The sequence below is a fragment of the Amycolatopsis sp. NPDC104819 genome (assembly GCF_055583145.1).
Window position 1 is genome coordinate 112,480 of record NZ_JBVJON010000014.1, and the last position, 24,821, is coordinate 137,300.

Here is a 24,821-nt window from a genome sequence, read left to right on the forward strand (position 1 = left end):
GTAAGGGAGCCGACGTGAGCAGGCCACCTGCTGTTCGCGCCGGCTCAAGCAGGCGGGCATACCGTCCGGTCGCCGGAGACTCCCTTGAAAACCGAATGAGGCAGATCATGCGCGAAAACCAGGCCGGCCCGAACCGACGATCCTTCCTGCGGAACGCGGGGCTGGCCGGTGTCGGCGCGACGGCGCTGAGCGCGCTCGGCGCCGCGCCGGCCGAGGCCGGCACCGCGACCAGCGCCGACCGGGGCCGGTGGCGCCCCGACGGCGAGAGCCGCCAGTTCACCGTCGCCGTGATGCCGGACACCCAGTACCTCTACTGGGGCAGCCAGAACAGCATCAACCCGGAGCCGCAGGAAGCGTCGCTGCGGTACGTCATCGAGAACAGCGGGAAGCCGGACCGCAACATCGTCTTCCTCGCCCACCTCGGCGACCTGACGCAGGACGCCGACGTCACGTCGTTCCAGGCCGTCGACAAGACGTTCAAGATCGCCGACGCGGGCGGCATCGCCTACAGCGTGCTCGCGGGCAACCACGACGTGTCCGGGGACGACACCCGCGGCACCACGCCGTACCTGCAGACGATGGGCCCGCAGCGGTTCCGCCGGCAGAAGTCGTTCCTCGGCTCCGACGCGAGCGGTTACAACACCGCGCACGTCTTCCGCGGCGGCGGGCGCGAGTGGCTGCTGCTGGCCATGGACTGGCGCACGTCGGCCGCGGGTTTCGCGTTTGCCAACGATGTCATCCGGACGCACCCGCAGCTGCCGGTGATCCTCACCTGCCACGAGATCGTCGCGCCGACCTACGGCGACGAGGTCTACCCGTACGAGTCGGGTGACGCCGAGAACAATGCCGAGCTCTCCGGGTACGGCCACATCGTGTGGGACTCGCTGATCAAGGACAACGACCAGATCTTCCTCACGCTCAACGGCCACTACTGGCCCTCGGGCCGCACGACGAAGAAGAACACCGCCGGCCACGACGTGCACCTGCACATCACGAACTACCAGAACCGGTACATGAGCGGCGGCGGCATGCTGCGGCTCTACCACTTCGACCTCGAGCGCAACACGATCGACGTCGAGACGATCTCGCCGTGGATCCTCGAGAAGGACCCCGCGAAGCGCAACCGCATGGAGGTCCTGGAGTCGCGGCTCACCACGGCTGTCGACCGGTTCTCGATGCCCTTCGACTTCGAGCAGCGCTTCGCCGGTTTCATCCCGGTGCCGGTCCGCCCGGCGCGACCGGCGAACAAGGTGCTCGTGCCGGGCACGCTCGCGTACTGGCGCTTTGACAACGCTGGCGCGAACGGCAGCGCGGTCACGGCCGGCCAGCGCGTGCGCGACCTGTCGGGCCACGGCAACGACCTCACGCTGCAGTCCGTCGCGGGGACCGCCCCGGACGCCCTGACCTGGACCGACGACCACCACCCCGACCAGCCGGGCCACGCCAGCCTCCGCTTCGCCGGCGGCAAGAACCCGCTGCACGGCGCGTACCTGACCACGGGCTCGCGCGCGTCGTTGAACACCGAGACGTTCAAGCGCGGCTACACGATCGAGACGTTCGTCAAGATCCCGCGCGACTGGGACGGCGGCGCCAACGGCAACATGCCGGTCCTGGTCCGCCGCGGCGCGTCCGGCGACGCGGGCAAGCACGGGAAGAACACCGACCCGAAGGAGCCGGTGGCCCAGCTCATGACCACGAACAACGGTCGTGAGGTGCAGTTCAACTGCTACCCGCTCAGCCAGACCTACCCGACGACCAACTGGAGCCACGGCCTGGCCGAAGACCAGTGGTGGCACCTCGCGGTCGTCAACGACGGCCACCACACGAAGGTGTACGTCGAGAGCTCCCCGGTGGCCGACAACCCGTTCACCGACTCCGTCGGCATCGCGTCCCTGGGTCTGACGTGGCTCCTCGGCGGCCACGAGTACGGCGGCGCGCTGGACAACGTGTTCCACGGCTGGATCGGCGACGTCCGGATCGTCGACCACGCCCTGCGCCCGGACGAGTTCCTGACCCGGTGACCCCGCCGCCCGGCTGAGGGCTTCAGCCCGAAGCCGGGTTCGGCAGGCCGGCCGCCGGCCGGCGGTCGCCGCATCCGCGCCGTCGAAACCCGCTCATCGTCGTCTACAGTCGCCACCAGCGCAGACGCCGAGTCGGACCCCGGAGGAACCATGCCCCGCACCGTGGACTTCGTCACCGTGTCGACCGACGGCCTCGAGTCGTCGCCGGTTGCCGATGCGCTTGCCGGGCTGCGGGCGAACGAGGCTCGGTACTTCAAGAACAAGTACGACCACGTCTTCACCGTCGAGCCCGCCGCCGACGCCGCCACGACCGTCGACTGGGTGCACCGGATCCTCAAGGAGGAGCGCGACATCGTCATCTCGTCTCCCCCGCTCGAAGCCACCGGGTTCCAGGTCGAGAACATCCGGATCGCCTACGTCTTCTACCGGAGCGGCCTGTCGATCAACGTCATGTACACGCTCGAGGACGCGGGAAAGCGAGCGGTCGGGTTCAAGCTCTCCGACGGCATGGACGTCCCCGAGGAGCTCGCCGCCTTCAAGTTCGCCCGTCAGAAGTCGAAGCTGGCCGGCACCATCCGCGGCTCCTACTTCGTCATCAAGAACGAGTACTGACGCCCGATCGGCGCGCCGTGTTCGTGATGAGGACGGCCACCAGCTCCGCCAGCGCCACCGCGTCCGCCGGCTCGTCGGCGCGCCGGGCGAGCGCGCGGATCGGACCCACCTGGTCGAGCGTGATCCCCACCCCGGCCAGCAGGAACGTGAGCGCCAGGAAGGCCGCCCGGGCGTTCCCGTCCTCGAACGGGTGGAAGAAGCAGACGTCGAGGTAGACCCGCGCGGCGCGAGCGGGCAGCCCCAGGTCGGCGGCGTGGGCCTGCGCCAGACAGCGGTCGAACTCACCACGCAGGCCCGGGCTCACGCCGTACCGCTCGCGCCCGGCCTTCGCGAACGCCGGTCGGGACCGGAACGGCGCCTCAGCGACCCCCAGGACCAGCCGCTGCCACGCGCCGAGCACCTCGAAGCTCAGCTCCACCCCGGACTCGGCGTCCGCACGAGCCCGGGCGAGCGCCGCCAGCAGACGTTCGGCCCGGGCCGGGTCGCGGAGGCGGTCCCGGGTGCCGATGTCGTGCACCGGCCCGTCGCGCCGCGCAACGACACCCACGGGCGCGACCTCACGAACCCCTTGCCACGGAACGGATTCACGCAGCGCGAGCCACACCCGAAGGTGGTCGGGAGCCATCAGGACCGCAACGACTCCGCGAGCCGGAGCGCGACGTCGTCCAGGACGCCGCTCTCCGGCGCGGTCCAGCTCTCGAACTCGCCGGAAACCGCGCGCTCGACCAGGTCTTCGGCGGCGGGGACGTCCCAGCGGGTCAGGTACCAGGTGAGCACCTGCTTCGCGTGGACGTACCAGGCGTCGCCCGCCCCGGTCCGCTCGACGACGGCGGTCACCAGCGCCGTGGTCGCGCGCTCCCAGGCCCGCTCCCCGTCGACGGGGTACCGGTCGAACTGCCCGGTCAGGTGCTCCAGCCAGCCCCGCCACTCGCACAGGGCCTCGGCGACGCGCTCCAGCGTCGCCTCCGGGGTCGTGATCGAGTCCCGGGGACAGCACCAGCTCGCCACCGGGCCGCCGCCGACGTCGCCCTCGTCGCGCGCCCAGCGCCAGCCGCCGGCCCAGGCGCCGAAGCGGTCGGTCAGGGCCTGGGTCAGCTCGTCGGTCCACGCGGCGCTGTCGCGGCCGGACCAGGCGATCACCTCGGGGTCGGCCGCCGGGCCGCCGGGCCGGGTGGGCACCCGGGCGGCCGGGGCGAGCGAGCGGATCACGTCGAGCGCGGTCGAGGCGTCGAACGGGTGCCGCCGCGGGTCGACGGCACGCCAGGTCAGGTCGTAAGGGTGGGTCACCACCGCAGCCTGTCATGCGCGGCCCGAGGCCGTCGCCGGAATTCGGCGACGGCCTCCCGCGCGCCTAGTTCCGGTACCGGAACAGGATCCGCCCCCGGCTCAGGTCGTACGGGCTCAGCTCCACCAGCACCCGGTCGAACGGCAGGATCTTGATGTAGTTCTTCCGGATCTTGCCGCTGATGTGCGCAAGCACCTTGTGCCCGTTCTCCAGCTCCACGCGGAAAGTGGCGTTGCGCAGGCACTCCAGCACGGTGCCCTCCACCTCGATGCTGCCGGCGGTCTTGGCCATCAGCGCATCACCAGCTCGAGGTTGCTGCCGGCCCGGTGGGCGCCAAAGCCTTCGAACAGCGCGACAGCCGCCGAGTTGGCTTCGGTCACTTCGGCCGACGCCGCCGTGATGCCACGGCCGTGCAGCGAACCCAGCACGTCGGCCAGCAACGCGCGGGCGATCCCGCGACGCTGCCAGTCCCGGCGAACCGCGATCAGGCCGATCCGCGGCTGCCGCACCGGCACGACCCGGACCAGGCCGACGTACCGGCCGGATTCCGTGGCGACCGTGTACCGCGAAGGGTCGAACTCCGGCCGCAGCACGACTTCGGCCGGCATCTCCTGCCAGCCGACCGTCGCGGCGACTTCGGCGCGGATCTCCCGGTCCAGCTCACGCAGCGGAGCTTCCCGCGCGGGCCCGATCGTCACGTCCGGCGAACCGGGAAAAACACCGGTGGGCACGACGTACTCCCATTCGCGGCGCCGGATCGTGAACCCGGCCCGCTCCCAAAGGGACGTCAGCTGCGCGTCGGCTTCGTCGACCACGGTGTACAGCGGCCGCGGCAGGTCCGGCGGCATCATCGACGCCAGCACGTCGAAGACTTCGTCCTGCCACGCGTCGATGCTGAGGAAGATCCGGCCGTCGGGACGGCGGGTCGCCTCGCCGCGCCCGATCACCCGGTCGTCCTCCAGGGCGTGCCAGTGCCGTTCCCCGACCCGCGTGATCACCAGGCCGGACGGGAACCGGCGGCTTTCGAGGAGGTTCATCGGCGGCCGCCGAGGTGCCGGGCGAAGAACCGGCCCGCGTTGGCGTGCAACGCCTTTTCCACCGAGGCGAAGGCGTCGGACAACGCCGGCCCCGACTCGCGCGGGATGTGCTGGTCGTCCCGCTTCGCCGTCTCGACGAGGGTCCGCGGGTCGCCGATCGCGGCGCCCGTGTTCAGGCCGAAGTAGCCGACCGGACCGGCGATCTCGGGCTCGGTGGCGCCCTCGGGCGACCAGAGCACGGCGGGCGCGTCGCCCACCGTGAAGTCGCGTTCGAGGACACCGGCTGACGATCTTTCAGCGGTGAAATGCATGGTTGCTGCCTTTCGGGAGTGCCTTCTCGAGGCGCTCCCGGCAACCGCTACGTAAGTCGCCCGACCGTGACGCCGAGGGGGAGCACCCACTTCGATGCAACGTTCACGGGTCTCACCTCCTCGGGCCGGTCCACGGTCGGGCGGAACGCTATCAGCGCGCGCCCGACGGCGTCCAACGATTTGCCCGCGGACCGATCAGGAATCGAGAAGCGCTGGTCAGCGCGCCACGCCTAGCGTTACCGCCATGACCTCAATCACCAGCATCACCCTCGAGGTGGCCGACACCGCCGCCGCCGAACGCTTCTACGCCACCGCCTTCGGGCTCGAAGGCCAGCTGCGCTTCCGCACCTCGGAAACCCCGTCCGACGGGTTCCGCGGCTTCACCCTCTCCCTGACCGTCGCGCAGCCGGCCGACGTCGACGCGCTGGTCGGCAGCGCCCTCGAAGCCGGGGCGACGACGATCAAGCCCGTCGCGAAGTCCATGTGGGGCTACGGCGCCACCCTCCAGGCCCCCGACGGCACCATCTGGAAGATCGCGACCTCGGCGAAGAAGAACACCGGCCCGGCCAGCCGGGCGATCGGCGACATCGTGCTGCTGCTGGGCGTCGCGGACGTCGCCGCGACCAAGAAGTTCTACGTCGACCACGGCTTCACCGTCGGCAAGAGCTTCGGCCGCATGTACGTCGAGTTCGAGTCCGGCCCCGGCCCGGTCAAGCTGGCGCTGTACCGGCGCAAGGCCCTGGCCAAGGACGCCGGGGTCGCCCCGGAGGGCTCCGGTTCGCACCGGATCGCCGTCCACACCGCGGCCGCGCCGTTCACCGACCCGGACGGCTTCGCCTGGGAAAGTGCCACGCCGGTCCGGCACGAGAGCCGATAGGCGGCCGGGGCCGGGAGTCGGCAGACTGGTCGGCATGCCGGAACTGCCCGAAGTGGAACTCGCCCGCCAGGTCCTCGCCGGCGCCCTCGGCCGGAAGATCCGGGACGTCGACGACCACGACGACTGGGTCTGCCGGCCCCACGCGCCCGGCGACCTGGCCGCGGCATTGCGGGGCGGGCGGCTCACCGAGGCGCACCGGCGGGGCAAGACGCTGTGGTGCGAAACCGAGGGCGGCGACGGGCGGCCGGGGCCGAACCTCGGCCTGCACCTGGGGATGGCCGGGCAGCTGCGGTTCGGCGGGGAAAGCGGGCCGCCCGGGCCGAAGCGGTTCCGCGGCCGCGAAGAGAAACCCGAGTGGTTCCGGTTCGGGATCACCTTCGCCGACGGCGAACAGCTGCGCCTGTTCGACACTCGCCGCCTCAGCCGCGTCCGCCTCGACCCGGACCTCGACGCGCTGGGCCCGGACGCCGGCGAGGTGTCGCGCGCGGACTTCCGCGCCCGCGTCGGCCGGGGGCGCGCGCCGCTGAAGGCGCGGCTGCTGGACCAGTCCGTGCTCGCCGGGGTCGGGAACCTGCTGGCCGACGAGACGCTGTGGCAGGCCGCGCTGAGCCCGTCCCGGCCGGTGAACGAGCTGGCCGAAGCCGAGCTGACGGACCTCCACAAGGCCCTGCGCAAGGCGTTGCGCGCCGCGATCAAGCACGGCGGGGTGCACACGGGCGAGATCATCGGCCACCGCCGCCCGGGCGAGCACTGTCCGAGGTGCGGCGCCGAGATGGCCCACGGGACGGTCGGGGGCCGCTCGACCTGGTGGTGTTCGCGGGAGCAGGCCTAGTCAGCGCGGGCCGAGCCCGGTCCGGCCGTCGAGGAGCTCACGGGCCACGTCCAGGTGTCCCGCGTGCCGGGCCGTCTCCTCGATCATGTGCAGCACCACCCCGCGCAGGTCGGTGGTCTCCGTCCCGAGCGGCCCGGGATGGCGCCCCACCGGCTGCGCCGTCAGCGGCGTCGCGAGGAAGATCTCGTCCGACCGCCGGCACTGCGCGCGGTAGTACGCGAAGACCGCTTCCGGGGTCCGCGTCGAGTCCGGCCAGGGCAACGGGTCCGCGGTCCCCGTGAGGATCTCCTGGAACCAGTACCGTTCGGCGTCGCCGAGGTGTTCCACCATGCTCAGCGGGCTCCAGCCGGGAGACACCGGCGTCATTCGCAGCTGCGCCTCGGCGAGCCCGTCGACGATCGCCAGGACACTGTCGCGCTGGGCCTGGAGGAACCCCAGCAACGCCCGCTTCTCACCGTCGGCCACGACCGGAGACGCTAGCGGCAGGTCCGCACACTCGCGGGCGGTTTTTGTCGGACCCACCCGGTACCGTCGCGGGCATGGCAACACTGGTCACCTTCCACGCCCACCCGGACGACGAATGCCTCCGCACCGCGGGCGTCATGCGCAAAGCCGTCGAAGACGGGCACCGGGTCGTGCTCGTCGTCGCCACCAGGGGCGAGGTCGGCGAGGTGCCCGAGGGGTTCCTCGCCGAGGGCGAGCAGCTCTGGGAGCGGCGCGTGCAGGAGTCGCACGCGGCCGCCGAGATCCTCGGAGTCAAGCGCGTCGAGTTTCTCGGCTACCGCGACTCCGGGATGATGGGCGAGGAGACGAACGAGCACCCGGACTGCTTCTGGCAGGCCGACGTCGAGCGGGCCGCCGAGCAGCTCGCGGTCATCCTGCGCGAAGAGTCGGCCGACGTCCTCACGGTGTACGACGACAACGGCGACTACGGCCACCCCGACCACATCCAGGTGCACCGCGTCGGCCTGCGCGCCGCCGAGCTGGCCGGCACCGGGCGCGTCTTCCAGGGCACCTTCAACCGCGAGTTCATGCGGCGGGGCTTCAAGGACGCCGTCGACCAGGGCCTGATCCCGCCCGAAGAGATGCCGGACGGGCCGGAGAACCTCGAGATCGGCAAGCCGGAGGCGGAGATCACCGCGGCCGTCGACGTGGCGAAGTACGTCTCGGTGAAGCGCGCGGCGATGCGGGCGCACCCCAGCCAGATCAGCGAGGACTCGTTCATGCTGGCGATGTCGGACGAGGCGTTCCGGTTCGCCTTCGGCACCGAGTGGTTCATCCGGGCCGGCCAGGGCCCGGGGATCACGGAAACGGACCTCATGGCCGGACTCTGATCAGGCGAGGGCGGCGGTCACGTCCAGCTCGACCAGCTGCCCCGGATACCCCAGCCGGGCGACACCGAGCAGGGTGCTCGCCGAGGTGAAGGCCGCGCCGATCCCGGACGCCGTGAGCCGGTCCCACACGGCCGAGAGCGTCTCGCGGTCGTCGGTGGCCACGTAGACGACCGTGCGGACCACGTCGGCCGGGCCGGCGCCGGCGAAGGCCAGCGCGGCGGCCGCGTTGGCGACGACCTGGTCGGTCTGGGCGAGGAGACCGCCGTCGACCACCGTGCCGTCGGCGGTGAGCGGGCACTGGCCGGCGAGGTACACGGTGCGGCGCGCCTCGGTCACGGTGACGTGGTGGTAGCCGGGCGGTGTGTGCAGGCCGGGCGGGTTCTGCCGTTCAATGGTCACGTTCGCATCATCGCGAGGGCGGCAAGCGGATTCCGCGGGAGGGCGCATGCGCAGGACCATCGACTGGGCGGACGGCGCGATCGTCATCATCGACCAGACGGTGCTGCCGGCCGGGTTCCGGCTGCTCGAGCTGCGGACCGTCGGCGAGCTGGTCGACGCGATCAAGCGGCTGGCCGTGCGCGGCGCGCCCGCGCTGGGCGCCGCGGGAGCGCTGGGGGTCGCGCTGTCGGCCCGGCTCGGCGGTGACGTCCGGGCGGACGCGGCGCTGCTCGCCCACGCCCGGCCGACCGCGGTGAACCTGGCCTGGGGTGTCGAGCGGGCGCTGGCGAAGCTCCCCAATGGCCCGGCGGCGGTCCTCGCCGAAGCGCAGGCGCTGCTCACCGAAGACGAGGAGCTGAACAAGACGGCGTCGGCGCACGCCGCGGAGCTGGTGCTGGCCGAGTGCCCCCGCCGCCCGCTGCGGCTGCTCACCCACTGCAACGCGGGCCGCCTGGCGACGGTCGGCTGGGGCAGCGCGCTCGGCGTCGTCTGGCACCTGCACGAGCGCGGGCTGGTCGAGGAAGTCCTCGTCGGCGAGACACGCCCGCTGCTGCAGGGCGCCCGGCTCACGACGTGGGAGCTGGAGCAGGCCGGCGTCCCGTACCGGGTCCTGCCCGACTCGGCCGCGGCCGCGGCGATGTCCCGCGGCCTGGTCGACGGCGTCCTCGTCGGCGCCGACCGGATAGCGGCGAACGGCGACGTCGCGAACAAGATCGGCACGTACGGCCTGGCGATCGCGGCCCGCCACCACGAAGTCCCGTTCATCGTGGTGGCGCCATCCTCCACAGTGGACAGCAAGCTCACGGACGGCACGGGCATAGTCATCGAAGAACGCGACGCCCGCGAGCTGACTGAGTACGCCGGAACCCCGATCACCCCACCGGAGGCAAGGGCGTTCAACCCGGCGTTCGACATCACCCCGGCGGCGCTGATCACCGCAGTGGTGACGGAAAACGGGCGCTTCGCCCCTTAGACCTGGTCTCAAAACTCGGCGGGTCGCCAGGTGAACCAACGGCCCGCCCCTCCCGGCTCGGGGCCCGGCCCGACGGACCGGAGGTCCGTCAGAGAGACTGGGGGCCAGTGCCCGCCCTCTCGATCTGGAGTCTTTGATGCCGCAAGGGACCGTCCGTTGGTTCGACGCCGAACGGGGTTTCGGCTTCCTCGCACCCGAGGACGGCTCGCCGGACGTGTTCGTGCACGCCTCCGAGATCGTCGGGGACGGCGGCGCGAAACTGCTCCGCGAGGGTCAGGCCGTCGTGTTCGAGGTCGGCGAGAACGACCGCGGGCCCCAGGCGCTGCGCGTTCGCGTCACCGCCGATGCGGCCACCGGCAGCGTCGTGGGCCTGCTCGGCACCATCAACTGGTACGAGCCGGGCAAGGGGTACGGCTTCGCGTCGCCGGACGGCGGCGGCGCCGACATCTTCGTGCACAGCTCGGCCATCGTGACCGGCGGCGTGGTCACCGAGGGGCAGCGGGTGGCCTTCCTGGTCGTCGAAGGCGAGCGCGGCCCGCAGGCCGGGCACGTGATCCCGCTGGGAGCAGGGGCCGGCTCACCCGCCGCGGCCGGTATCGCGGACGGTGCCGACGGCACGGTGGCCTGGTACGACGAGGACAAGGGCTTCGGCTTCATCAACCCCGACTCCGGCGCCGGGGACGTCTTCGTGCACGCCCGGGCCCTGGCCGAGGGGCTGACGTGGCTCGCGGAGGGCGACCGCGTCGCCTACGAGGTGGCCAGTGGGGACAAGGGCCCGCAGGCCCGCGACGTGCACCTGGTCCGGGGCGCCGAGCCCCAGACGGCGCCCCAGCGGCCGGCACCTGCCGCGGCCGCAGGGCCGGCGGCGCGGGACGTGCCCGTACGAGGCGGCGAGGGCGTCGTCGCACGCTACGACGGCGACCGCGGCTTCGGCTTCATCACCCCGGACGCAGGCGGCGACGATCTCTTCGCCCACGCGTCCGTGATCATGGGGTCGGAGCCGCTGCAGAAGGGTGACCGGGTCCGGTACGCGGTGCGTCAGAGCGACCGGGGGCCGCAGGCCGACCGCGTCGAACGTCTCTGACCTGGTCGCAGAGCTCGATCTTCATGAGCCGGCCGCATCCTCCTTAAGGCCGCGGCCCGATCTCCCGGCCCCCATCAGTCACGGTGATCGCCATCGCCGGGCACGAGTCCGCCGCGTCCAACACCGTCTCGTCGCCGTCCACCTCCGAGACCACCGTCTGGGCCACCGCGCCCTCCAGCGTGAACACCTCGGGCATCAGCGCCGCGCACATCCCCGAGCCGATGCAGGTGTGTTCGTCGATCTCCACGTGCCAGCTCATGGTCACCTTCCGAGTCACCAGCCGATGGGCATCGACCGCGGTCCGCGGACGAGCATCTGCGTCTTCCACACGATATCGCCGGCCAGGTGCAGCCCCGGCAGCTCGGTGACCAACGCGCGCAGCGCCTCCTGCAGCTCCAGCCGGGCCAGCGGCGCGCCGAGGCAGTGGTGGACGCCGTGGCCGAAGCCGAGGTGGTGGTTTTCCTCGCGGTCGAAGCGCAGCTGGTCCGCGTCGTCGAACTGGAGCCGGTCGCGGTTGGCCGCGCCGACCGCCACCAGCACCGGCTCGCCCGCGCGCACCACCACCCCGCCGACCTCGACGTCTTCGGTGGCGTACCGGGCGAAGCCGGCTCCCGCGCCCAGCGGCACGAACCGCAGCAGCTCCTCGACCGCCGCCGGGATCAGCTCCGGGTCGGCGCGCAGCCGCTCCCACTGCCCGGGCTGGTCCAGCAGCGCGTAGACGAAGTTGGGGATCTGGCTCGCCGTCGTCTCGTGCCCGGCCACCAGGATGCCGACGCACAGGTCGACCAGCTCCAGCTCGGTCAGCCGGTCACGGGTGTCGCGGGCCTCGATCAACGCCGTCATCAGGTCGTCCTGGGGCGCCGCGCGGTGCTCGGCGATCAGCCCGCGCATGTAGTCGCGCAGCTCTTCGCGGTTGCGCTCGAACTCCTCGGGGGTCAGCCCGCTGGTGGACAGCGCCGCGTCGCTCCAGACGCGGAACTTCGGCCGGTCGGCGACCGGGACGCCGAGCAGCTCGCAGATCACCGCGACCGGGATGGGCAACGCGTAGAGGTCGACGAGGTCGGCGGGCGGGCCCGCGGCCTTCATGTCCGCGATCAGCTCGCCGGCCAGCGTGGCGACGCGCGGCCGCAGCAGCTCCACGCGCCGCATCGTGAACGCCTTCGCGACCAGCGTCCGCAGCCGCGTGTGGTCGGGCGGATCCATCTGCAGGATGCCGCCGTCGCGCTGCACGGGCGAGCGGCGCGGCGCGTCCTTCTCCTTCTCCATCGCCCGCGAAAACCGGCGGTCGCCCAGCACCAGCCGGGCGTCGGCGTAGCGGGTGGCCAGCCACGCCGGCTCGCCGTAGGTCATCTTCACCCGGACCATGCCCTCGGCTGCACGAGCGGCCGCGTAGGCCTCGTTGAGGTCGAGACCCGCCTCTTCGTTGAAGGGGTACGAGAGCGCTTCGGTGTGGGTGACAGTCATGCGGGAACCCCCGGATTCGACGTCGTAAATCAGTTCGCTTACCAACGCTAACCGTGATCGACGCTCACGTCGAGGAGCAGATCACTCACCCAGAGTCACCACAGTAACGGAAAGTTTCCGTCCGGATGTCACGGTCAGCCATTGCCGGGTCACGAGAACCTAGGTTACGGTGACCTAGGTGTGGATCGAAATCCTCCTGCTGTCGCGGCTGGCCCGCGAGCCGCTGCACGGCTATGAGCTGCGCAAAGCCGTCGAAGCGTCAACCGGCCGCACCCTGTCGAACAACTCGCTGTACCCGACGCTGCGGCGTTTCGTCGACGCGGGCGCGGTGAGCCGCAGCGCGGAGGAGCAGGAGGCCAAACCGCCGCGGCACGTCTACACGATCACCGACGTCGGCCGCGAGCTGCTGCACGACATGCTCGCGGACTTCCCGGCCGACCTGGCGCTCAACGACACGGAGTTCCTCTCCCGCGTGGGGAACTTCGGCTGGCTGCGCGAAGACGAACGGGCCCGCGTGCTCGACGTCCGCGAGCGCGCGCTCACCGCCGAGCGCGACCGGCTGACGCGGCTCGCCGCCGAGCAGGCCGACCCGTGGAGCCGCGCGGTGCTGCGGCAGGTCTGCCGGACCTTCGACACCGAACACCGCTGGCTGTCCGACCTGAAGACCCACGGCCCCGAACCGAGGAGCGACGCATGACCACCACCGAAGAGGCGCCCCGCCTCCCCTTCAGCCGCGCCAACGCGCTCGAGATCGCCTCGGACTACGAAGTGCTGCGGCAGCGGTCGCCGATCAGCCGCGTGCTCACCCCGGCGGGCGACCCCGCGTGGCTGGTGACGTCGTACGAAGAGGCGAAGGAAGTCTTCCGCGACAAGCGCTTCGGCCGCTCGCACCCCGCGCCCGAGCAGGCGTCGCGGATCTCCGGCGCCGCGATCCAGGACGGCCCGAGCGGCGACTTCGAGACCGAAGAAGCCGAACACAAGCGGATGCGCCGGATGCTGGCGCCCGCGTTCTCCGCGCCCCGCATGCGCGCGCTCGGCGACCGGATCGCGGAGCTGACCGACCGCTGCCTCGACGACCTGCAGGCCGCGCACGACGCGCACCCCGGCGAGCCGGTCGACCTGACCGACTTCCTCGCGTTCCCCTTGCCGGTGCTGGTGATCTGCGAACTGCTCGGCGTCCCGTACGCCGACCGTGAGCACTTCCGCGCCCTGTCCGAGCGGATCGCGATGATGGACGGCGGCGCCGACGCGCAGGCGGCGATGACGGAGTTCAAGGCGTACATGACGAAGCTGGCCGACGCCAAGCGCGCGGACCCGCAGCCCGACGTCATCTCCGACATGGTCGCGGTCCAGGCCGACGACCCGACGTTCACCGACGACGACCTCGCGCGGATGGGCGCCGGCCTGCTGTTCGCCGGCCACGAGACGACGTCCACCCGGATCGCGATGGGCACACTGTTCCTGCTCGCCGACACCAGCCGCCGCGACCGCTTCGAGGCCGACCCCGACGGCCAGGTGCAGCAGACGGTCGAGGAGATCCTGCGGCTGACGGCCACCAGCGGCACCGGCCTGCTGCGGTACGCGCACGAGGACGTCGAGATCGCGGGCGTCCGGATCGCCCGCGGTGACGCGGTGCTCGTCTCCAGCGACGCGGCCAACCGCGACGCGTCGGTGTTCGCCGACCCCGACGAGTTCGACCCCACCCGCGCCCCGAACGTCCACCTGGCCTTCGGCACCGGCGCGCACGTCTGCATCGGCGCCAACCTGGCCCGCACCGAGCTGCGCACGGTGTTCCCGAAGCTCTTCCGCCGCTTCCCCGGCCTCCGGCTGGCGGTGGGCATCAACGACATCCCGGTGCGGGTCAACCGCGTCGCGGGCGGGGTCGACGCGGTTCCGGTGATCTGGTGATGAAGGTCGACGTCGACACCACGAGCTGCGTCGCGTCCGGGCAGTGTGTCCTGCTCGCCCCGGACACGTTCGACCAGAACGAGGAGGACGGCACGGTCGTCCTCCTCGCGGCCGAGCCGGCCGAGGCGGAGCAGGACGCCGTCCGCCAGGCGGAGCTCACCTGCCCGGCGGCCGCGATCCGCGTTTCCGGTTAGGGCAGCGCGCGCCTCAGGAGTTCGGCCAGGTGCACCGCTTCCCGGCCGGACTCCTGGGCGATCTGCGTCCGGCAGCTGAACCCGTCGGACACGACCACGGTTTCCGGGGCCGCCGCGCGGATCGCCGGCAGCATCCGGTCCTCCGCCACCGCCTTCGACACCTCGTAGTGGCCACGTTCGAAGCCGAAGTTGCCGGCGAGTCCGCAACATCCCGAGTCGAGGGTCGTGTTGCGGACCCCCGCCGCGGCCAGGGCCGACTCGTCCGCGCCGAAGCCCAGTACGGCGTGCTGGTGGCAGTGGACCTGGGTGATCGTGTCGACGTCGAGGGCCGCGAACGGGACCGGCGCCCGCTCGAGCAGCTCCGCGAACGTGAACGTCCGGGACGCCAGCAGCTCCGCCCGCGCGTCGCCCGGCAGCAGCGCGGGCAGGTCGCCGCGGAACAACGCCGTGCAGCTTGGTTCCAGGCCCGCCACTTCGTAACCCTCGTCGAGATAAGGCGCGAGCACGTCCAGGGTCCGGGTGAGCACCCGGCGCGCGACCCCGAGCTGGCCCGTCGACACCCATGTCAGTCCACAACAGACTCCCCGGTCCGGCAGGACAACATCGTAGCCCGCCGCGGTCAGGACCTCGTGGGCCGCCTCCAGCACCGAGGGGGTCAGGTAGTTGTTGAACGAGTCCGGCCACAGCACCACACGACGCTCCCCCGACGCCCGGCGCCGCAGATCCGCCCGTGCCGACGTGAACGGCGAAGGAGCGAACGACGGCAGCGCGCGCTCCGACGCGATCCCGCCGAGCCGTTTCACCAGGCCCGCCAGCTTCGACCGCCCCACGGCGTTGGCCAGCCGCGGCGCCCGGGCACTGAGCCGCAGCCACAACGGCAGCCAGCCCATCGAATAGTGCGACGCCGGGCGCAGCCGCCGCCGGTAGTGCTGCTGCAGGAACTCCGCCTTGTACGTCGCCATGTCGACGTCGACCGGGCAGTCGGACAGGCATCCCTTGCAGGACAGGCACAAGTCCAGGGCTTCGTGCACTTCGGACGATCGCCAGCCGTCCGTGACGACCTCGCCGTTGATCATCTCGGCGAGCAGGTGCGCCCGCCCGCGTGTCGAATGCTTTTCCTCGCGCGTCGCCCGGTAGCTCGGGCACATCACGCCGCCGCCGCTGGTGTTGCGGCACTTGCCCACGCCGACGCAGCGCCGCATCGCCTGCCCGAAACTTCCGCGGTCCTCCGGGTAGCCGAGGAAGACACTGTCCTCAAAGGACTTCGACGTGGCCCGGACGCGCAAGTCCGCGTCGACCGGCCGTGGCGCGACCAGGATGCCCGGGTTCATCCGCCCGGCCGGGTCGAAGATCGCCTTGAACCGGGCGAAGAGGTCCATCATCTCCGGGCTGTACATCCGGGACAGCAGCTCGGAGCGCGCCTGGCCGTCGCCGTGCTCGCCGGACAGCGAACCGCCGTGCGCCGCGACGAGGTCCGCGGCCTCCTCCAGGAACCGCCGGAAGTCCGCGACGCCGGAGGCCGACAGCAGGTCGAAGTCCAGCCGCAGGTGCAGGCAGCCTTCGCCGTAGTGGCCGTAGACGACACTGCGCCGCCCGTGCGCCCGCATCAGCTCCTTGAACTCGCGCAGGTACGCGCCGAGCCGCTCGGGCGGGACGGCCGCGTCCTCCCAGCCCGGCCAGGCCTCCGAACCGTCCGCGAGCCGGGTCGCCAGCCCCGCGCCCTCCTCGCGGATGCGCCACAGCCCGCGTTGCGCGGCCGGGTCGTCGACGATCGTGAACCCGGTCAGCTCCAGCGACGCCGCCAGCGCGCGGGCCCGCGAAGCCGGGTCGTCGCCGGCCAGCTCGACGAACAGCCAGGCCCCGCCCGGCGGCAGGTCACCCGCGCGGCCGGGCAGCATCGCGACGAGTTCGGCGTCGACGCCTTCGACGGTCAGCGGTGACCACGGCAGGATCCGCGGCACGGCGTCGGCCGCGGCGATGTCGGACGGGAACCCCAGCACCGCCAGCACGCGGCGAGCGGGCAGCTCGGCCAGCTCGACCGTCGCTTCGAGGATCGTGACGCAGGTGCCTTCGGACCCGACGAGCGCCTTCGCGACGTCAAAACCGTTCTCCGGCAACAGGTGTTCCAGGCCGTAGCCGGACACCCGGCGTGGCCACGTCGAGAGTTCCTTGCGCAGCAACGCCAAGTTGTCGCGCACCAGCGCACGCAGCTCGTCGAAGATCCGGCCCTCGGTGGGCTCGTCGCGGCCGACCCGCAGCCGCGTGCCGTCGTAGAGCAGCACGTCCAGCGACCGGACGACGTCGACCGTGCGGCCCCACGCGACCGAATGCGAGCCGCACGCGTTGTTGCCGATCATGCCGCCGAGCGTGCAGCGGCTGTGCGTCGAAGGGTCCGGGCCGAACCGCAGTCCGTGCGGCGCCGCGAGCGCCTGCAGGTCGTCGAGCACCGTGCCGGGCAGCACCCGCGCGAGCCGGGTTTCCGGGTCCAGCGAGAGCACTCCGCCGACGTGGCGCGAGGTGTCGATGACCAGGCCCGGCCCGCACGCGTTCCCGGCGACGCTCGTGCCGCCGCCGCGGGCGATCACCGGCAGGTCCCGGGCGCGCGCCTCGGCGACCGCGGCGACGACGTCGTCGACGGACTCCGGCAACACCACACCCCGGGGCACGTGGCGGTAGTTGGACGCGTCGGTCGTGTACAGGGCGAGCGTGGCGGCGTCGGTGAGGATCTCCACACCCCCATTCAAGTCGATCGGTGCGACTATCCGCTGTGTGACGATCGACCTGCACACCCACAGCACCGCGTCGGACGGCACGACGCCGCCCGCCGACCTGCCGCGCTTGGCCGCCGAGGCCGGGTTGAGCGTGTTCGCGCTCACCGACCACGACACCGTCGCGGGTCTGTCCGAGGCGGCAAAAAGCGCGGCCGACGTCGAGATCGTCCCCGGTGTCGAGATCTCGTGCCGGCTCGACGACGCCGAGGTGCACCTGCTCGGCCTCTTCGTCGACCCCGGGAACGAGGGCCTGGCAGCCGAGCTGGAGCTGATCCGCACCGACCGCGCCCGCCGCGCGGTGCGGATGGTCGAACGCTGCCGCGAGCTGGGCGCGCCGATCACGCTGGCGCAGGTCGAGACGATCGCCGCGGGAGCGCCGCTCGGGCGTCCGCACATCGCGGCGGCGCTGGCCGCGGCCGGCATCACCGACGCGTTCACCCCGGAGTGGATCGCCGACGGCGGCCGCGCCGACGTGCCGAAGCACGTGCTGGCCACGGCGGACGCGATCGGGCTGGTCCGCGCGGCCGGGGGTGTGGCGGTGCTGGCCCACCCGCGCTCGGTGAAACGCCGCGCGTCGGTCTCGGACGCCCAGCTGGCCACGCTCGCTTCGGCCGGGCTGGCGGGGATCGAAGTGGACCACCCCGAGCAGCCGCCGGAGGTCCGTGGACGCCTGCGGCTGCTCGCCGCCGACCTGGGGCTGCTCGCGACGGGGTCCAGTGACTTCCACGGTGACCGCAAGCCCGTGCGCCTGGGCGAGCACACGACGTCGCCGGAGGTCCTGGCCGCGCTGCGGGAAGCCGCCGTCGGCTGAGCCCGAGGGCGGCGTCCGGTACGTCAAGCCGTCGTTCGAGGCTCCGGAGTACGTGGCGCCGCACCAGAAGTGAGCCGCCGCTCGGCCAGCACGGCCGCCTCCCGTAGCGGGGTGGTCGTGCCGGCCTTCGCGGCTCGCAGGAGGTCCGTGACGGTCTTCTCGATCGTCTCGACGCGGCCGAGCGCGGCCTCGTGGTCCAGGCCCTCCGCTTCGCGCGAGAGCGTGTACAGGATCCCGCCGGCGCTCGCGACGTAGTCCGGGACCCACAGGACACCGCGGGCGGCCAGGTCGTCCGCGACGGCGTCGTCGGTGAGCTGGTTGTTGGCCGGGCCGACCACCAGCGGGGTGTCGAGCCGGGCCACGCTCTCGGGGCTCAGGACCCCGCCGACGGCGGCCGGGACCACGACGTCGGCCGTCAGGGTGAGCGCTTTCTCCGGCTCGGCCCAGGTCAGGTCCTGATCCTCGGCTTCCGCGCGCTTCGCCGGGTCGATGTCCGAGACGACGACTTCGGCGCCCGCGTCGTGCAGGCTCGCCGCCAGGTGGGCCCCGACCGAGCCGTAACCGCTCACGACCACCCGCCGGCCGGCCAGGTCCGGTGAGCCGAACACGGCGGTCGCGGCGGCCCTCAGGGCGGCGAGCACCCCGACCGCGGTCGGGCCGCTGGAGGAGCCGGTGCCGCCCGCGGACTCGGGGGTGCAGAACGCGTACGGCGAGACCTCGCGCAGGACGAGCATGTCCGCCGGGCCGGTGCCGACGTCCGGGCCGGCCAGGTAACGCCCGCCGAACTCGGCGACGAGGTCCGCGTGGTCCAGCAGGACGTCCCGCCGGTCCGCCGGCGAGAGCACACGCCCCGGCTCCGGCGCGATGACGCTCTTGGCGCCCCCGAAGCCGAGTCCCGCGACGGCGCACTTCGCCGTCATGGCGGCCGACAGGCGGAGGACGTCGTCGACCGCCTGGTTGGTCGTCGCGTAGGGCTTGAAACGGCAGCCGCCGACGGCCGGGCCGAGGGCGCTCGAGTGGATCGCGACCATCGTGGTGACGCCGGAACGACGGCCACGCCGGGCGACAAGCTGTTCATGTGCGGTCATACCGACCGAAGCTAGAGTGATGAACGGCGTTGTCGACTTATCGCCGAACTAAATTCGGCGCCGAACCGGAGGTCCCCGTGCTGGACGAACTTGATTCGGCGATCGTGCGCCACCTGCAGGAGGACGCCCGCCAGACCAACCGGGACATCGCCCGGAAGGTCGGCATCGCGCCGTCGACCTGCCTGGAGCGGATCCGGCTGCTGCGGGAACGCGGCGTCATCCGCGGTTACCACGCCGACATCGACCTGGCGAGCCTCAACCGCGGCGTCCGGGCGCTCGTCACCGCGCAGGTGCGGCCGTTGAGCCGGGCGGTGATCGACTCCTTCCAGCGGTCGATCGCCGAACTGCCGGAAGTACTCTCCGTGTACGTGACCGCGGGCAGTGACGATTTCCTGATCGAAGTGACCACGCGCGACATCGATGGCCTGCACGCATTCCTCACCGACCGGCTCGCGTTGCGCCGGGAGATCGTCGGCTTCCGCACGTCGATCGTTTTCCGCCACGTGCGCAAGACCACACTTGAGCCGCTGCGCTAGGGGTATCCGGGAATCACCCGGAAAACCCGACACGCACCCCTACGTGCACCCCTGAAATACCCGGGTTCGCACGCTGAGAGGGGGAAAATGTCGGTGTCCGGAGGTCTAATGAGCGGGACGGGAAGGAGGCGCCGCCATGATCACCGAACTGAACCATCGTGAGCGGGCCACATTGAGAGCCGTGGCCGGGGGCCACGCCGAGATCAGCTGCAGCTGCGAGCCCGACCTCTTCATCGACGGCCTGAGCTGCTGCGACCAGTCCACCGCGCACCGGCTCGCGCGGCTCGGCCTGATCGCGCCGGCCCGCGACGGCAAGCGCGGCCAGCTCGTGCCCGCGCTGCTCACCGAAGCCGGGTCGCAGGCACTGGGCGAGGTCTACGCGCTCGCCGCGTAATCGTGTTGCCACACACTGGGGTCACTGTCAGCATCACCCGATGCAGGTATTCCTCGAAACCGAGCGGCTGATCTTCCGCCGGTTCACCGAGAACGACGTCGACGCGCTCTTCGAGCTTTACGACGACCCGGCCGTGATGAAGTACCTCAATGGGGGCCGGCCCGCGGACCGCGCCGAGATCGCCACGCTGGATCTCCCCGCGTTCCTCGGTTACTACGAGCGTTTCCCCGGTTACGGCTTCTGGGCCGTGGTCGAGAAGAGCACTGGCGATTTCCTGGGATGGTTCCACTTCCGGCCGCGGCCCGGCGATCCGGTCGACGAGCCCGAGCTGGGGTACCGGCTGCACCGGAAGGCCTGGGGCAAGGGCTACGGCACCGAAGGGTCCGTGGCACTGCTCACGAAGGGCTTCACCGAGCTGGGGGTCAAGCGCGTCACGGCGTTCACCATGACGGTGAACCGGCGCTCGTGGCGCGTGATGGAGAAACTGGGGATGCGGTTCGTCCGCACGTACTTCGAGGAGTTCCCGGAGCACGAACGCGCGCCGGGCAGCGAGCACGGCGAGGTCGAGTACGCCATCACCCGCGACGAATGGCTGGCCCGGTCGTGAGTGTTTAGGGCGGTTCTAACCGCCCGAAACACTCACGAGAGCCGCGGCAGGCCGCTCACTCAGCGGTAGACCTCGAACTCGTAGATCCGGGCCGCGCCGTTGCCGTCGTTGGCCGGGGTCGTCAGGTTCAGCTTCACGTACCGGGCCGACCGGGTGGTGATCGGGTGGTACGTGCGGCTGGCCCGGGAACCGCTCACGGAAGCGACCGTCGTCCAGTTCGAGCCGTCGGTCGACGTCTGAATCGTGAAGGCGCCGGTGTTCCAGCCCGTGGTCTCGCCGCCGAGGCCGGCGTGCTTGACCACGAACGACGACACGTTCTGCGCCGACCCGAGGTCGACCTGCAGGAACTTCGTAGCGGCGGTGCTGCAGAACTTGCTGTTGTTCGCCAGGCTGCCGTCCACGGCGTTGGCCGCGCCCTCGGCGGAGTTGCACGCCGCCGAGCCGGTGGCCGCCTTGCCCTGCGCCAGGTTCGTGCCGAGCTCCGGCGCGGCGGGCGGCGGGGTGAACCCGTCGTTGTACGACGGCGGGACGTCCGCCACGTTCGTGCCCCACGCGCTCGGCGACGAGCCCATCGTGTAGTTCAGCGTCGACGCGCCCGCGATGTCGCCGTAGCGGATCCACGACTTGGTCGTCGAAGTCCCGTTGACGCTGAGGCTCTGCACGTACTGCGATCCCTGCCCCGCGCCGGTGCCGGTGATCTGGATCGTGCCGCTCGGGCGGATGATCGAGACCGACGAGAACAGCGGGCCGTGCAGCGCCAGGACGTCCGCGCCCGGCGTCGCCGGGTACATGCCCAGCGCGGCGAAGACGTACCACGCCGACGTCGCGCCGAGGTCGTCGTTGCCGGGCAGGCCGCCCGCGCCGGTGGTGAACGACTCGTTCATCACGCGCCGCACCGCGGAGCTGGTGCCCTGCGGGTAGGCGGCGTAGTTGTACGCCCACGGCACGCCGTGCTCGGGCTCGTTGCCGATGTAGAAGTACGGCTGGGTGAGGCCGCCGTTGAGCTGGGTGAAGTGGTGGTCGAGCCGCTGGACGGCGGTCTTGCGCCCGCCCATCAGGTTGATCAGGCCCTGGTAGTTGTAGGGCACCATCCACGTGTACTGCGACGGGTTGCCTTCGGTGTACCCGCTGTTGCTCGACGGCACGACCGGCCAGGCCCAGGTGCCGGTGCTGCCGCGCGGCTGGATGTACCCGGAGTCGGTGCCGAACACGTTCTGCCACCACTGGGCCCGCTGCATGTAGGTGTTGTACTTCGCCGTGTCACCAACGGACTTCGCGAACTGCGCCACCGCGAAGTCCGACGCCGAGTACTCGAGCGAGTCCGACGGGTCTTCGGTGATGTAGTGCCGGCTGGTGTACCCGGACTGACGGCCGCGGATCGCCTGGCCCTGCGCGGTGCCGCCGTTGGAGCTCTTGTCCATCAAGGTGAGCGCGGCCGCGGTGTCGAAGCCGCGGACGCCGAAGGCGTACATGCTGCCGACGACGATCGGGCCGGGGTCACCGGTCATCACGAAGTGCTCGTTGTTGTTGTGCGACCACTTGGGCAGCAGCCCGCCCTGCTGGCCGTCCAGCACCATCGACTTCGCGATGTCACTGGCTTCGTTGGGCGCGACGAGCCCGATCAGCGCGGCCCACGAGCGGTAGATGTCCCAGCCGGAGTAGTTCTGGTAGACCGTGTGCGACGCGGTGTGGATCGCCTGGTCGAACCCGCGGTACTGGCCGTTCGTGTCGCTGGCGATGTTCGGGTTCTGGAAGACGTGGTAGAGCGCGGTGTAGAACTTCTGGAGGTCCGAAGCCGTCCCGCTGCCCACCTGGACGCGGTTGAGGATGGTGTTCCAGCTCGTGTCGGCCGCGGCGCGCGTCCCGGCGAAGTCGAAGCCGGGTTGCTCGGCGGCGAGGTTCGCCTGCGCGTTGGCCAGGCTGACGAACGAGATGCCGATCTTCGCCTGCACCGTGGTGTTGCTCGAAGTGTCGAAGGTGACGTAGCCGCCGGCGTTCGTCCCGTTGGTGCTCGCGGACCCGGCGTTGACCGTGCCGCCGAGCCAGGTGCCGAACCCGCTGGGCGCGCGGTCGAACTGGATGACGTAGAAGATCTGGTAGGTCTTCGACGAACCGCAGAACCCGCCGCCGGTCGCCGAACCGGTGAGCTGGCTGCCGCTGATGCTGACCGATCCGTTGCGGTTGCCGGTCGCGCTGCGGCCGGGGTTGACGAGCAGCCGCGCGGACGTCGTGTTCGGGTAGGTCAGCTTCATCGACCCGGACCGCTGGGTGGCGGACAGTTCGACGGTGGTGTTGTAGTTGTCGAGCTTGTTCTTGTAGTACCCGGGCGCGGCCGACTCGTTGGCCTTCGTGTAGCGGCCGGCGTACCCGGTCCAGCCGGTGCCCGGCGACGTCCCGATCGCGCCGGTGATCGGCAGCAGGCCGAGGTCTTCGTTGTTGGGGCAGCCTGCGCCGTTGAAGTGGGTGAGGCTGAACTCTTCGATGCTGGTGTCGCTGTAGCGGTACCCGGACGGCGACCCGGTCGGGGTGTCCGGGCTGAACTGCACCATGCCGAACGGCACGGCGGCGCCCGGGTAGGTGCTGCCGCCGGCGCCGCCGGGCACGGGGTTCGGCGAGTTGCTGTTGTCCGTGCCGATGAAGGGATTCACGTACTGCGTGAGGGCGAGCGTCGCCGCGCCGGCGGGGGTGACGGGCAGCGCGGCGAGCCCCGCCCCGACGAGAACCGCGGCGAGCAGCACCGCGCGTCTCTTCAGCCTGGACATGGAACCTTCCTCCCTGTCGCACGCTTCTTCCGCCGCGCGACAACGTTGTCGGACGAGTGACAACGTTGTCAGCACGCACAGTGCGCCGACAACGTCGTGGCGATCGAGGTGGTACCGGAACTCGGTGGCACGACATGGTGCCACGGCGGGGGCCGGTCGCGATAGCACCAAAAGTCCGTTGTGCGCCAAGCGATCCACGACCGGACCACTCGACCCCCGTGGACCACCCACCCCACCCCGTATCTCACGTGCCCAGACCCGCAACCCCCGTGACCCCAGCCGGATCCCGGGCTCTGGCCCCAGGTTTGCCGAGCCGGGACTTCGTGTCGTCCCTCCAGTCACGCGTGTCGTCCGTTCAGGCACATGGTGCGTGTGCGGGAGGGGTCGACACGCGTGACTGGGGAGTCGACACGCGTGATTGAGGGGTCGACACGAAGTCAGGGGCGGGAGGCCACCCAGGTTTCGCCGAGTTCCGTTGTGGCGGCTTCGCCGTTGGTCAGGTCCGCCAGCCAGCTCCCGAAAGCCGGGGCCTCGCCCGGCGCCAGGCCGATCTCGAAGCGGGCCAGCTCGTCGAAGCGCGTCCTGTGCACGAGATACGGCGACGCGCGCAAGTCGTTCTCCAGCCGGCCCGCGCGGTCGTAGCTCACCGCCACTTCCACCAGACTGAGACGCCTGTGTTCTAGTACACCAACCACTTCCAGTGCGTCCGAAACGGACTGGCCGTACGCGCGGATGAGCCCGCCCGCCCCCAGCAGCACTCCCCCGAAGTACCGCGACACGACCGCGACCGTGTCCGTCAAGGAACGGCGGTGGAGGACTTCCAGCATCGGGACGCCCGCCGTGCCGGCCGGCTCACCGTCGTCACTGGACCGCCGGGTTCGCCCGTCCGGGCCGAGCACGAACGCGTGACAGTGGTGCCGGGCGCCCGGTTCCGCCCGCCGGCGGGCGGCGATGAACTTGCGCGCGGCCGCTTCCGACGTCGCCGGGGCGAGCGCGCAGCGGAACCGGGAGCGCTTGATCTCGACCTCGTGGACCCCGGATCGAGCCACGGAGAGATAACGATCAGTCATCGGACGGGTCCGCCATGCACCCAGCTTCTCACCCCTTGCGGACCTCACAACACGTGCCCCAGACCACTTTGGACGGACGTTTCCGCAGGTCAGGACCATAACCGGTCGACACGTGGGAGGGACCGCCCGGCATATGGGACTACCCTGGGTGCCGTCAACGTAAGCGTGGCATTTCCCACCCGGGGACAACGACGTATGTCGATAACAGCGAATTCACACTATCGTCATAAGACCCGGCGAACCCGGGAGTAACACCGCGCGTTCCGGCTGACCCCCACCACAGTGGCCGGCCTGTGCGCGCACAGCAGGACCGACACGTTCGGCTGCCCAGCGTTGTGCGGCCTCCCAGATGACCCGCGTCCGGTTTCCGAGCATCGAAGCCCGGCCGACGCTTCGCGGCATCTTGCACTCT

The 24,821-nt window shown here is 71.2% G+C and carries 27 protein-coding genes; 14 read left to right on the forward strand and 13 right to left on the reverse strand.

Annotation, left to right across the window (positions count from 1 at the left end; translation table 11 throughout):
• The first annotated feature begins 107 nt into the window (after nt 1-107).
• A complete protein-coding gene (locus tag ACZ63E_RS36265) occupies nt 108-2,021 on the forward strand; it encodes a LamG-like jellyroll fold domain-containing protein (protein ID WP_465340767.1) in 1,914 nt (637 codons plus the stop codon).
• A gap of 150 nt (nt 2,022-2,171) precedes the next feature.
• Nucleotides 2,172-2,633 (forward strand): phage tail protein, encoded by a 462-nt coding sequence (locus ACZ63E_RS36270; protein ID WP_465340768.1) that lies wholly within the window; start codon nt 2,172-2,174, stop codon nt 2,631-2,633.
• Here ACZ63E_RS36270 and ACZ63E_RS36275 read toward each other — a convergent pair.
• From ACZ63E_RS36275 to ACZ63E_RS36295, 5 genes are all read right to left on the reverse strand, one after another.
• Complete coding sequence (locus ACZ63E_RS36275) at nt 2,617-3,180, reverse strand: Fic family protein (protein ID WP_465340769.1); 564 nt, start codon at nt 3,178-3,180, stop codon at nt 2,617-2,619. The genes ACZ63E_RS36270 and ACZ63E_RS36275 overlap by 17 nt on opposite strands.
• 77 nt (nt 3,181-3,257) lie before the next feature.
• Nucleotides 3,258-3,920: a hypothetical protein gene (locus ACZ63E_RS36280; protein ID WP_465340770.1), complete on the reverse strand. Its 663-nt coding sequence runs from the start codon at nt 3,918-3,920 to the stop codon at nt 3,258-3,260.
• Between the two features lie 64 nt (nt 3,921-3,984).
• Complete coding sequence (gene infA / locus ACZ63E_RS36285) at nt 3,985-4,209, reverse strand: translation initiation factor IF-1 (protein WP_465303972.1); 225 nt, start codon at nt 4,207-4,209, stop codon at nt 3,985-3,987.
• On the reverse strand, nt 4,209-4,955 hold the full coding sequence (locus ACZ63E_RS36290) for a GNAT family N-acetyltransferase (protein ID WP_465340771.1): 747 nt from the start codon (nt 4,953-4,955) through the stop codon (nt 4,209-4,211). Before ACZ63E_RS36290 ends, infA begins: the two co-directional genes overlap by 1 nt.
• Nucleotides 4,952-5,266: a hypothetical protein gene (locus ACZ63E_RS36295; protein ID WP_465340772.1), complete on the reverse strand. Its 315-nt coding sequence runs from the start codon at nt 5,264-5,266 to the stop codon at nt 4,952-4,954. Before ACZ63E_RS36295 ends, ACZ63E_RS36290 begins: the two co-directional genes overlap by 4 nt.
• 244 nt (nt 5,267-5,510) lie before the next feature.
• On the opposite strand from ACZ63E_RS36295, the gene ACZ63E_RS36300 reads away from it, so the two are divergent.
• Together ACZ63E_RS36300 and ACZ63E_RS36305 are read left to right on the forward strand one after the other, a co-directional pair.
• Nucleotides 5,511-6,143, forward strand: coding sequence for a glyoxalase (locus tag ACZ63E_RS36300; RefSeq protein WP_465340773.1), 633 nt, complete (start codon nt 5,511-5,513; stop codon nt 6,141-6,143).
• 34 nt (nt 6,144-6,177) lie between these two features.
• On the forward strand, nt 6,178-6,975 hold the full coding sequence (locus tag ACZ63E_RS36305) for an Fpg/Nei family DNA glycosylase (RefSeq protein WP_465340774.1): 798 nt from the start codon (nt 6,178-6,180) through the stop codon (nt 6,973-6,975).
• On the opposite strand, the gene ACZ63E_RS36310 is transcribed toward ACZ63E_RS36305, so the two are convergent.
• Complete coding sequence (locus ACZ63E_RS36310; protein WP_465340776.1) at nt 6,976-7,440, reverse strand: DinB family protein; 465 nt, start codon at nt 7,438-7,440, stop codon at nt 6,976-6,978.
• 74 nt (nt 7,441-7,514) lie between these two features.
• Here ACZ63E_RS36310 and ACZ63E_RS36315 point away from each other — a divergent pair, with 74 nt between their 5' ends.
• The gene (locus ACZ63E_RS36315; protein ID WP_465303960.1) at nt 7,515-8,309 is read left to right on the forward strand and encodes a PIG-L family deacetylase; all 795 of its coding nucleotides are present in this window, start codon (nt 7,515-7,517) and stop codon (nt 8,307-8,309) included.
• Here ACZ63E_RS36315 and ACZ63E_RS36320 read toward each other — a convergent pair whose 3' ends face one another.
• Nucleotides 8,310-8,708 carry a RidA family protein gene (locus ACZ63E_RS36320; RefSeq protein WP_465340777.1) on the reverse strand — a complete coding sequence of 133 codons (399 nt, stop codon included), beginning with the start codon at nt 8,706-8,708 and terminating at the stop codon, nt 8,310-8,312.
• 46 nt (nt 8,709-8,754) lie between these two features.
• On the opposite strand from ACZ63E_RS36320, the gene mtnA reads away from it, so the two are divergent.
• Complete coding sequence (gene mtnA / locus ACZ63E_RS36325) at nt 8,755-9,720, forward strand: S-methyl-5-thioribose-1-phosphate isomerase (RefSeq protein ID WP_465340779.1); 966 nt, start codon at nt 8,755-8,757, stop codon at nt 9,718-9,720.
• 136 nt (nt 9,721-9,856) lie between these two features.
• Nucleotides 9,857-10,804 (forward strand): cold-shock protein, encoded by a 948-nt coding sequence (locus ACZ63E_RS36330; RefSeq protein WP_465340780.1) that lies wholly within the window; start codon nt 9,857-9,859, stop codon nt 10,802-10,804.
• Between the two features lie 43 nt (nt 10,805-10,847).
• Here the strand turns inward: ACZ63E_RS36330 and ACZ63E_RS36335 are convergent, their stop codons facing one another.
• Nucleotides 10,848-11,063: a ferredoxin gene (locus tag ACZ63E_RS36335; protein ID WP_465303952.1), complete on the reverse strand. Its 216-nt coding sequence runs from the start codon at nt 11,061-11,063 to the stop codon at nt 10,848-10,850.
• 14 nt (nt 11,064-11,077) lie between these two features.
• Complete coding sequence (locus ACZ63E_RS36340) at nt 11,078-12,268, reverse strand: cytochrome P450 (protein WP_465340782.1); 1,191 nt, start codon at nt 12,266-12,268, stop codon at nt 11,078-11,080.
• Nucleotides 12,269-12,446: 178 nt separating this feature from the next.
• On the opposite strand from ACZ63E_RS36340, the gene ACZ63E_RS36345 reads away from it, so the two are divergent.
• The 3 genes from ACZ63E_RS36345 to ACZ63E_RS36355 are packed head-to-tail and all read left to right on the forward strand — an operon-like array spanning nt 12,447 to nt 14,370.
• A complete protein-coding gene (locus ACZ63E_RS36345) occupies nt 12,447-12,965 on the forward strand; it encodes a PadR family transcriptional regulator (protein WP_465303948.1) in 519 nt (172 codons plus the stop codon).
• On the forward strand, nt 12,962-14,176 hold the full coding sequence (locus ACZ63E_RS36350) for a cytochrome P450 (protein WP_465340783.1): 1,215 nt from the start codon (nt 12,962-12,964) through the stop codon (nt 14,174-14,176). Before ACZ63E_RS36345 ends, ACZ63E_RS36350 begins: the two co-directional genes overlap by 4 nt.
• Nucleotides 14,176-14,370 carry a ferredoxin gene (locus ACZ63E_RS36355; protein ID WP_465340938.1) on the forward strand — a complete coding sequence of 65 codons (195 nt, stop codon included), beginning with the start codon at nt 14,176-14,178 and terminating at the stop codon, nt 14,368-14,370. The genes ACZ63E_RS36350 and ACZ63E_RS36355 overlap by 1 nt, the downstream gene beginning before the upstream one ends.
• Here the strand turns inward: ACZ63E_RS36355 and ACZ63E_RS36360 are convergent.
• The gene (locus ACZ63E_RS36360; protein ID WP_465340785.1) at nt 14,367-17,102 is read right to left on the reverse strand and encodes an FAD-binding and (Fe-S)-binding domain-containing protein; all 2,736 of its coding nucleotides are present in this window, start codon (nt 17,100-17,102) and stop codon (nt 14,367-14,369) included. The two genes, ACZ63E_RS36355 and ACZ63E_RS36360, sit on opposite strands and share 4 nt — an antisense overlap.
• A 37-nt stretch (nt 17,103-17,139) precedes the next feature.
• Between ACZ63E_RS36360 and ACZ63E_RS36365 the strand changes: the two genes are divergently transcribed.
• A complete protein-coding gene (locus ACZ63E_RS36365; protein WP_465340787.1) occupies nt 17,140-17,952 on the forward strand; it encodes a PHP domain-containing protein in 813 nt (270 codons plus the stop codon).
• A 23-nt stretch (nt 17,953-17,975) separates the two neighbouring features.
• On the opposite strand, the gene ACZ63E_RS36370 is transcribed toward ACZ63E_RS36365, so the two are convergent.
• Nucleotides 17,976-19,040, reverse strand: a complete 1,065-nt coding sequence (locus ACZ63E_RS36370) for a Glu/Leu/Phe/Val dehydrogenase dimerization domain-containing protein (protein WP_465340789.1) — start codon at nt 19,038-19,040, stop codon at nt 17,976-17,978.
• Nucleotides 19,041-19,120: 80 nt separating this feature from the next.
• On the opposite strand from ACZ63E_RS36370, the gene ACZ63E_RS36375 reads away from it, so the two are divergent.
• From ACZ63E_RS36375 to ACZ63E_RS36385, 3 genes are all read left to right on the forward strand, one after another.
• Nucleotides 19,121-19,576, forward strand: a complete 456-nt coding sequence (locus ACZ63E_RS36375) for an Lrp/AsnC family transcriptional regulator (RefSeq protein ID WP_465340940.1) — start codon at nt 19,121-19,123, stop codon at nt 19,574-19,576.
• Nucleotides 19,577-19,712: 136 nt separating this feature from the next.
• Complete coding sequence (locus tag ACZ63E_RS36380) at nt 19,713-19,970, forward strand: hypothetical protein (protein WP_465340791.1); 258 nt, start codon at nt 19,713-19,715, stop codon at nt 19,968-19,970.
• Nucleotides 19,971-20,010: 40 nt separating this feature from the next.
• Nucleotides 20,011-20,577: a GNAT family N-acetyltransferase gene (locus tag ACZ63E_RS36385; protein WP_465340793.1), complete on the forward strand. Its 567-nt coding sequence runs from the start codon at nt 20,011-20,013 to the stop codon at nt 20,575-20,577.
• A gap of 59 nt (nt 20,578-20,636) precedes the next feature.
• Here the strand turns inward: ACZ63E_RS36385 and ACZ63E_RS36390 are convergent, their stop codons facing one another.
• Together ACZ63E_RS36390 and ACZ63E_RS36395 are read right to left on the reverse strand one after the other, a co-directional pair.
• Nucleotides 20,637-23,339 carry a GH92 family glycosyl hydrolase gene (locus ACZ63E_RS36390; protein ID WP_465340795.1) on the reverse strand — a complete coding sequence of 901 codons (2,703 nt, stop codon included), beginning with the start codon at nt 23,337-23,339 and terminating at the stop codon, nt 20,637-20,639.
• 437 nt (nt 23,340-23,776) lie between these two features.
• Nucleotides 23,777-24,409 carry a YigZ family protein gene (locus ACZ63E_RS36395; protein WP_465340797.1) on the reverse strand — a complete coding sequence of 211 codons (633 nt, stop codon included), beginning with the start codon at nt 24,407-24,409 and terminating at the stop codon, nt 23,777-23,779.
• Nucleotides 24,410-24,821 lie beyond the last annotated feature (412 nt).

What these genes read in the sequence shown, in the direction of transcription:
- ACZ63E_RS36265 (WP_465340767.1), top strand. Translation starts at nt 108, where the DNA reads ATGCGCGAAAACCAGGCCGGCCCGAACCGACGATCCTTCCTGCGGAAC.
- ACZ63E_RS36270 (WP_465340768.1), top strand. Translation starts at nt 2,172, where the DNA reads ATGCCCCGCACCGTGGACTTCGTCACCGTGTCGACCGACGGCCTCGAG.
- infA (WP_465303972.1), bottom strand. Translation starts at nt 4,209, where the DNA reads ATGGCCAAGACCGCCGGCAGCATCGAGGTGGAGGGCACCGTGCTGGAG.
- ACZ63E_RS36290 (WP_465340771.1), bottom strand. Translation starts at nt 4,955, where the DNA reads ATGAACCTCCTCGAAAGCCGCCGGTTCCCGTCCGGCCTGGTGATCACG.
- ACZ63E_RS36295 (WP_465340772.1), bottom strand. Translation starts at nt 5,266, where the DNA reads ATGCATTTCACCGCTGAAAGATCGTCAGCCGGTGTCCTCGAACGCGAC.
- ACZ63E_RS36300 (WP_465340773.1), top strand. Translation starts at nt 5,511, where the DNA reads ATGACCTCAATCACCAGCATCACCCTCGAGGTGGCCGACACCGCCGCC.
- ACZ63E_RS36305 (WP_465340774.1), top strand. Translation starts at nt 6,178, where the DNA reads ATGCCGGAACTGCCCGAAGTGGAACTCGCCCGCCAGGTCCTCGCCGGC.
- ACZ63E_RS36315 (WP_465303960.1), top strand. Translation starts at nt 7,515, where the DNA reads ATGGCAACACTGGTCACCTTCCACGCCCACCCGGACGACGAATGCCTC.
- mtnA (WP_465340779.1), top strand. Translation starts at nt 8,755, where the DNA reads ATGCGCAGGACCATCGACTGGGCGGACGGCGCGATCGTCATCATCGAC.
- ACZ63E_RS36330 (WP_465340780.1), top strand. Translation starts at nt 9,857, where the DNA reads ATGCCGCAAGGGACCGTCCGTTGGTTCGACGCCGAACGGGGTTTCGGC.
- ACZ63E_RS36335 (WP_465303952.1), bottom strand. Translation starts at nt 11,063, where the DNA reads ATGAGCTGGCACGTGGAGATCGACGAACACACCTGCATCGGCTCGGGG.
- ACZ63E_RS36340 (WP_465340782.1), bottom strand. Translation starts at nt 12,268, where the DNA reads ATGACTGTCACCCACACCGAAGCGCTCTCGTACCCCTTCAACGAAGAG.
- ACZ63E_RS36350 (WP_465340783.1), top strand. Translation starts at nt 12,962, where the DNA reads ATGACCACCACCGAAGAGGCGCCCCGCCTCCCCTTCAGCCGCGCCAAC.
- ACZ63E_RS36355 (WP_465340938.1), top strand. Translation starts at nt 14,176, where the DNA reads ATGAAGGTCGACGTCGACACCACGAGCTGCGTCGCGTCCGGGCAGTGT.
- ACZ63E_RS36370 (WP_465340789.1), bottom strand. Translation starts at nt 19,040, where the DNA reads ATGACCGCACATGAACAGCTTGTCGCCCGGCGTGGCCGTCGTTCCGGC.
- ACZ63E_RS36380 (WP_465340791.1), top strand. Translation starts at nt 19,713, where the DNA reads ATGATCACCGAACTGAACCATCGTGAGCGGGCCACATTGAGAGCCGTG.
- ACZ63E_RS36385 (WP_465340793.1), top strand. Translation starts at nt 20,011, where the DNA reads ATGCAGGTATTCCTCGAAACCGAGCGGCTGATCTTCCGCCGGTTCACC.
- ACZ63E_RS36390 (WP_465340795.1), bottom strand. Translation starts at nt 23,339, where the DNA reads ATGTCCAGGCTGAAGAGACGCGCGGTGCTGCTCGCCGCGGTTCTCGTC.
- ACZ63E_RS36395 (WP_465340797.1), bottom strand. Translation starts at nt 24,409, where the DNA reads ATGACTGATCGTTATCTCTCCGTGGCTCGATCCGGGGTCCACGAGGTC.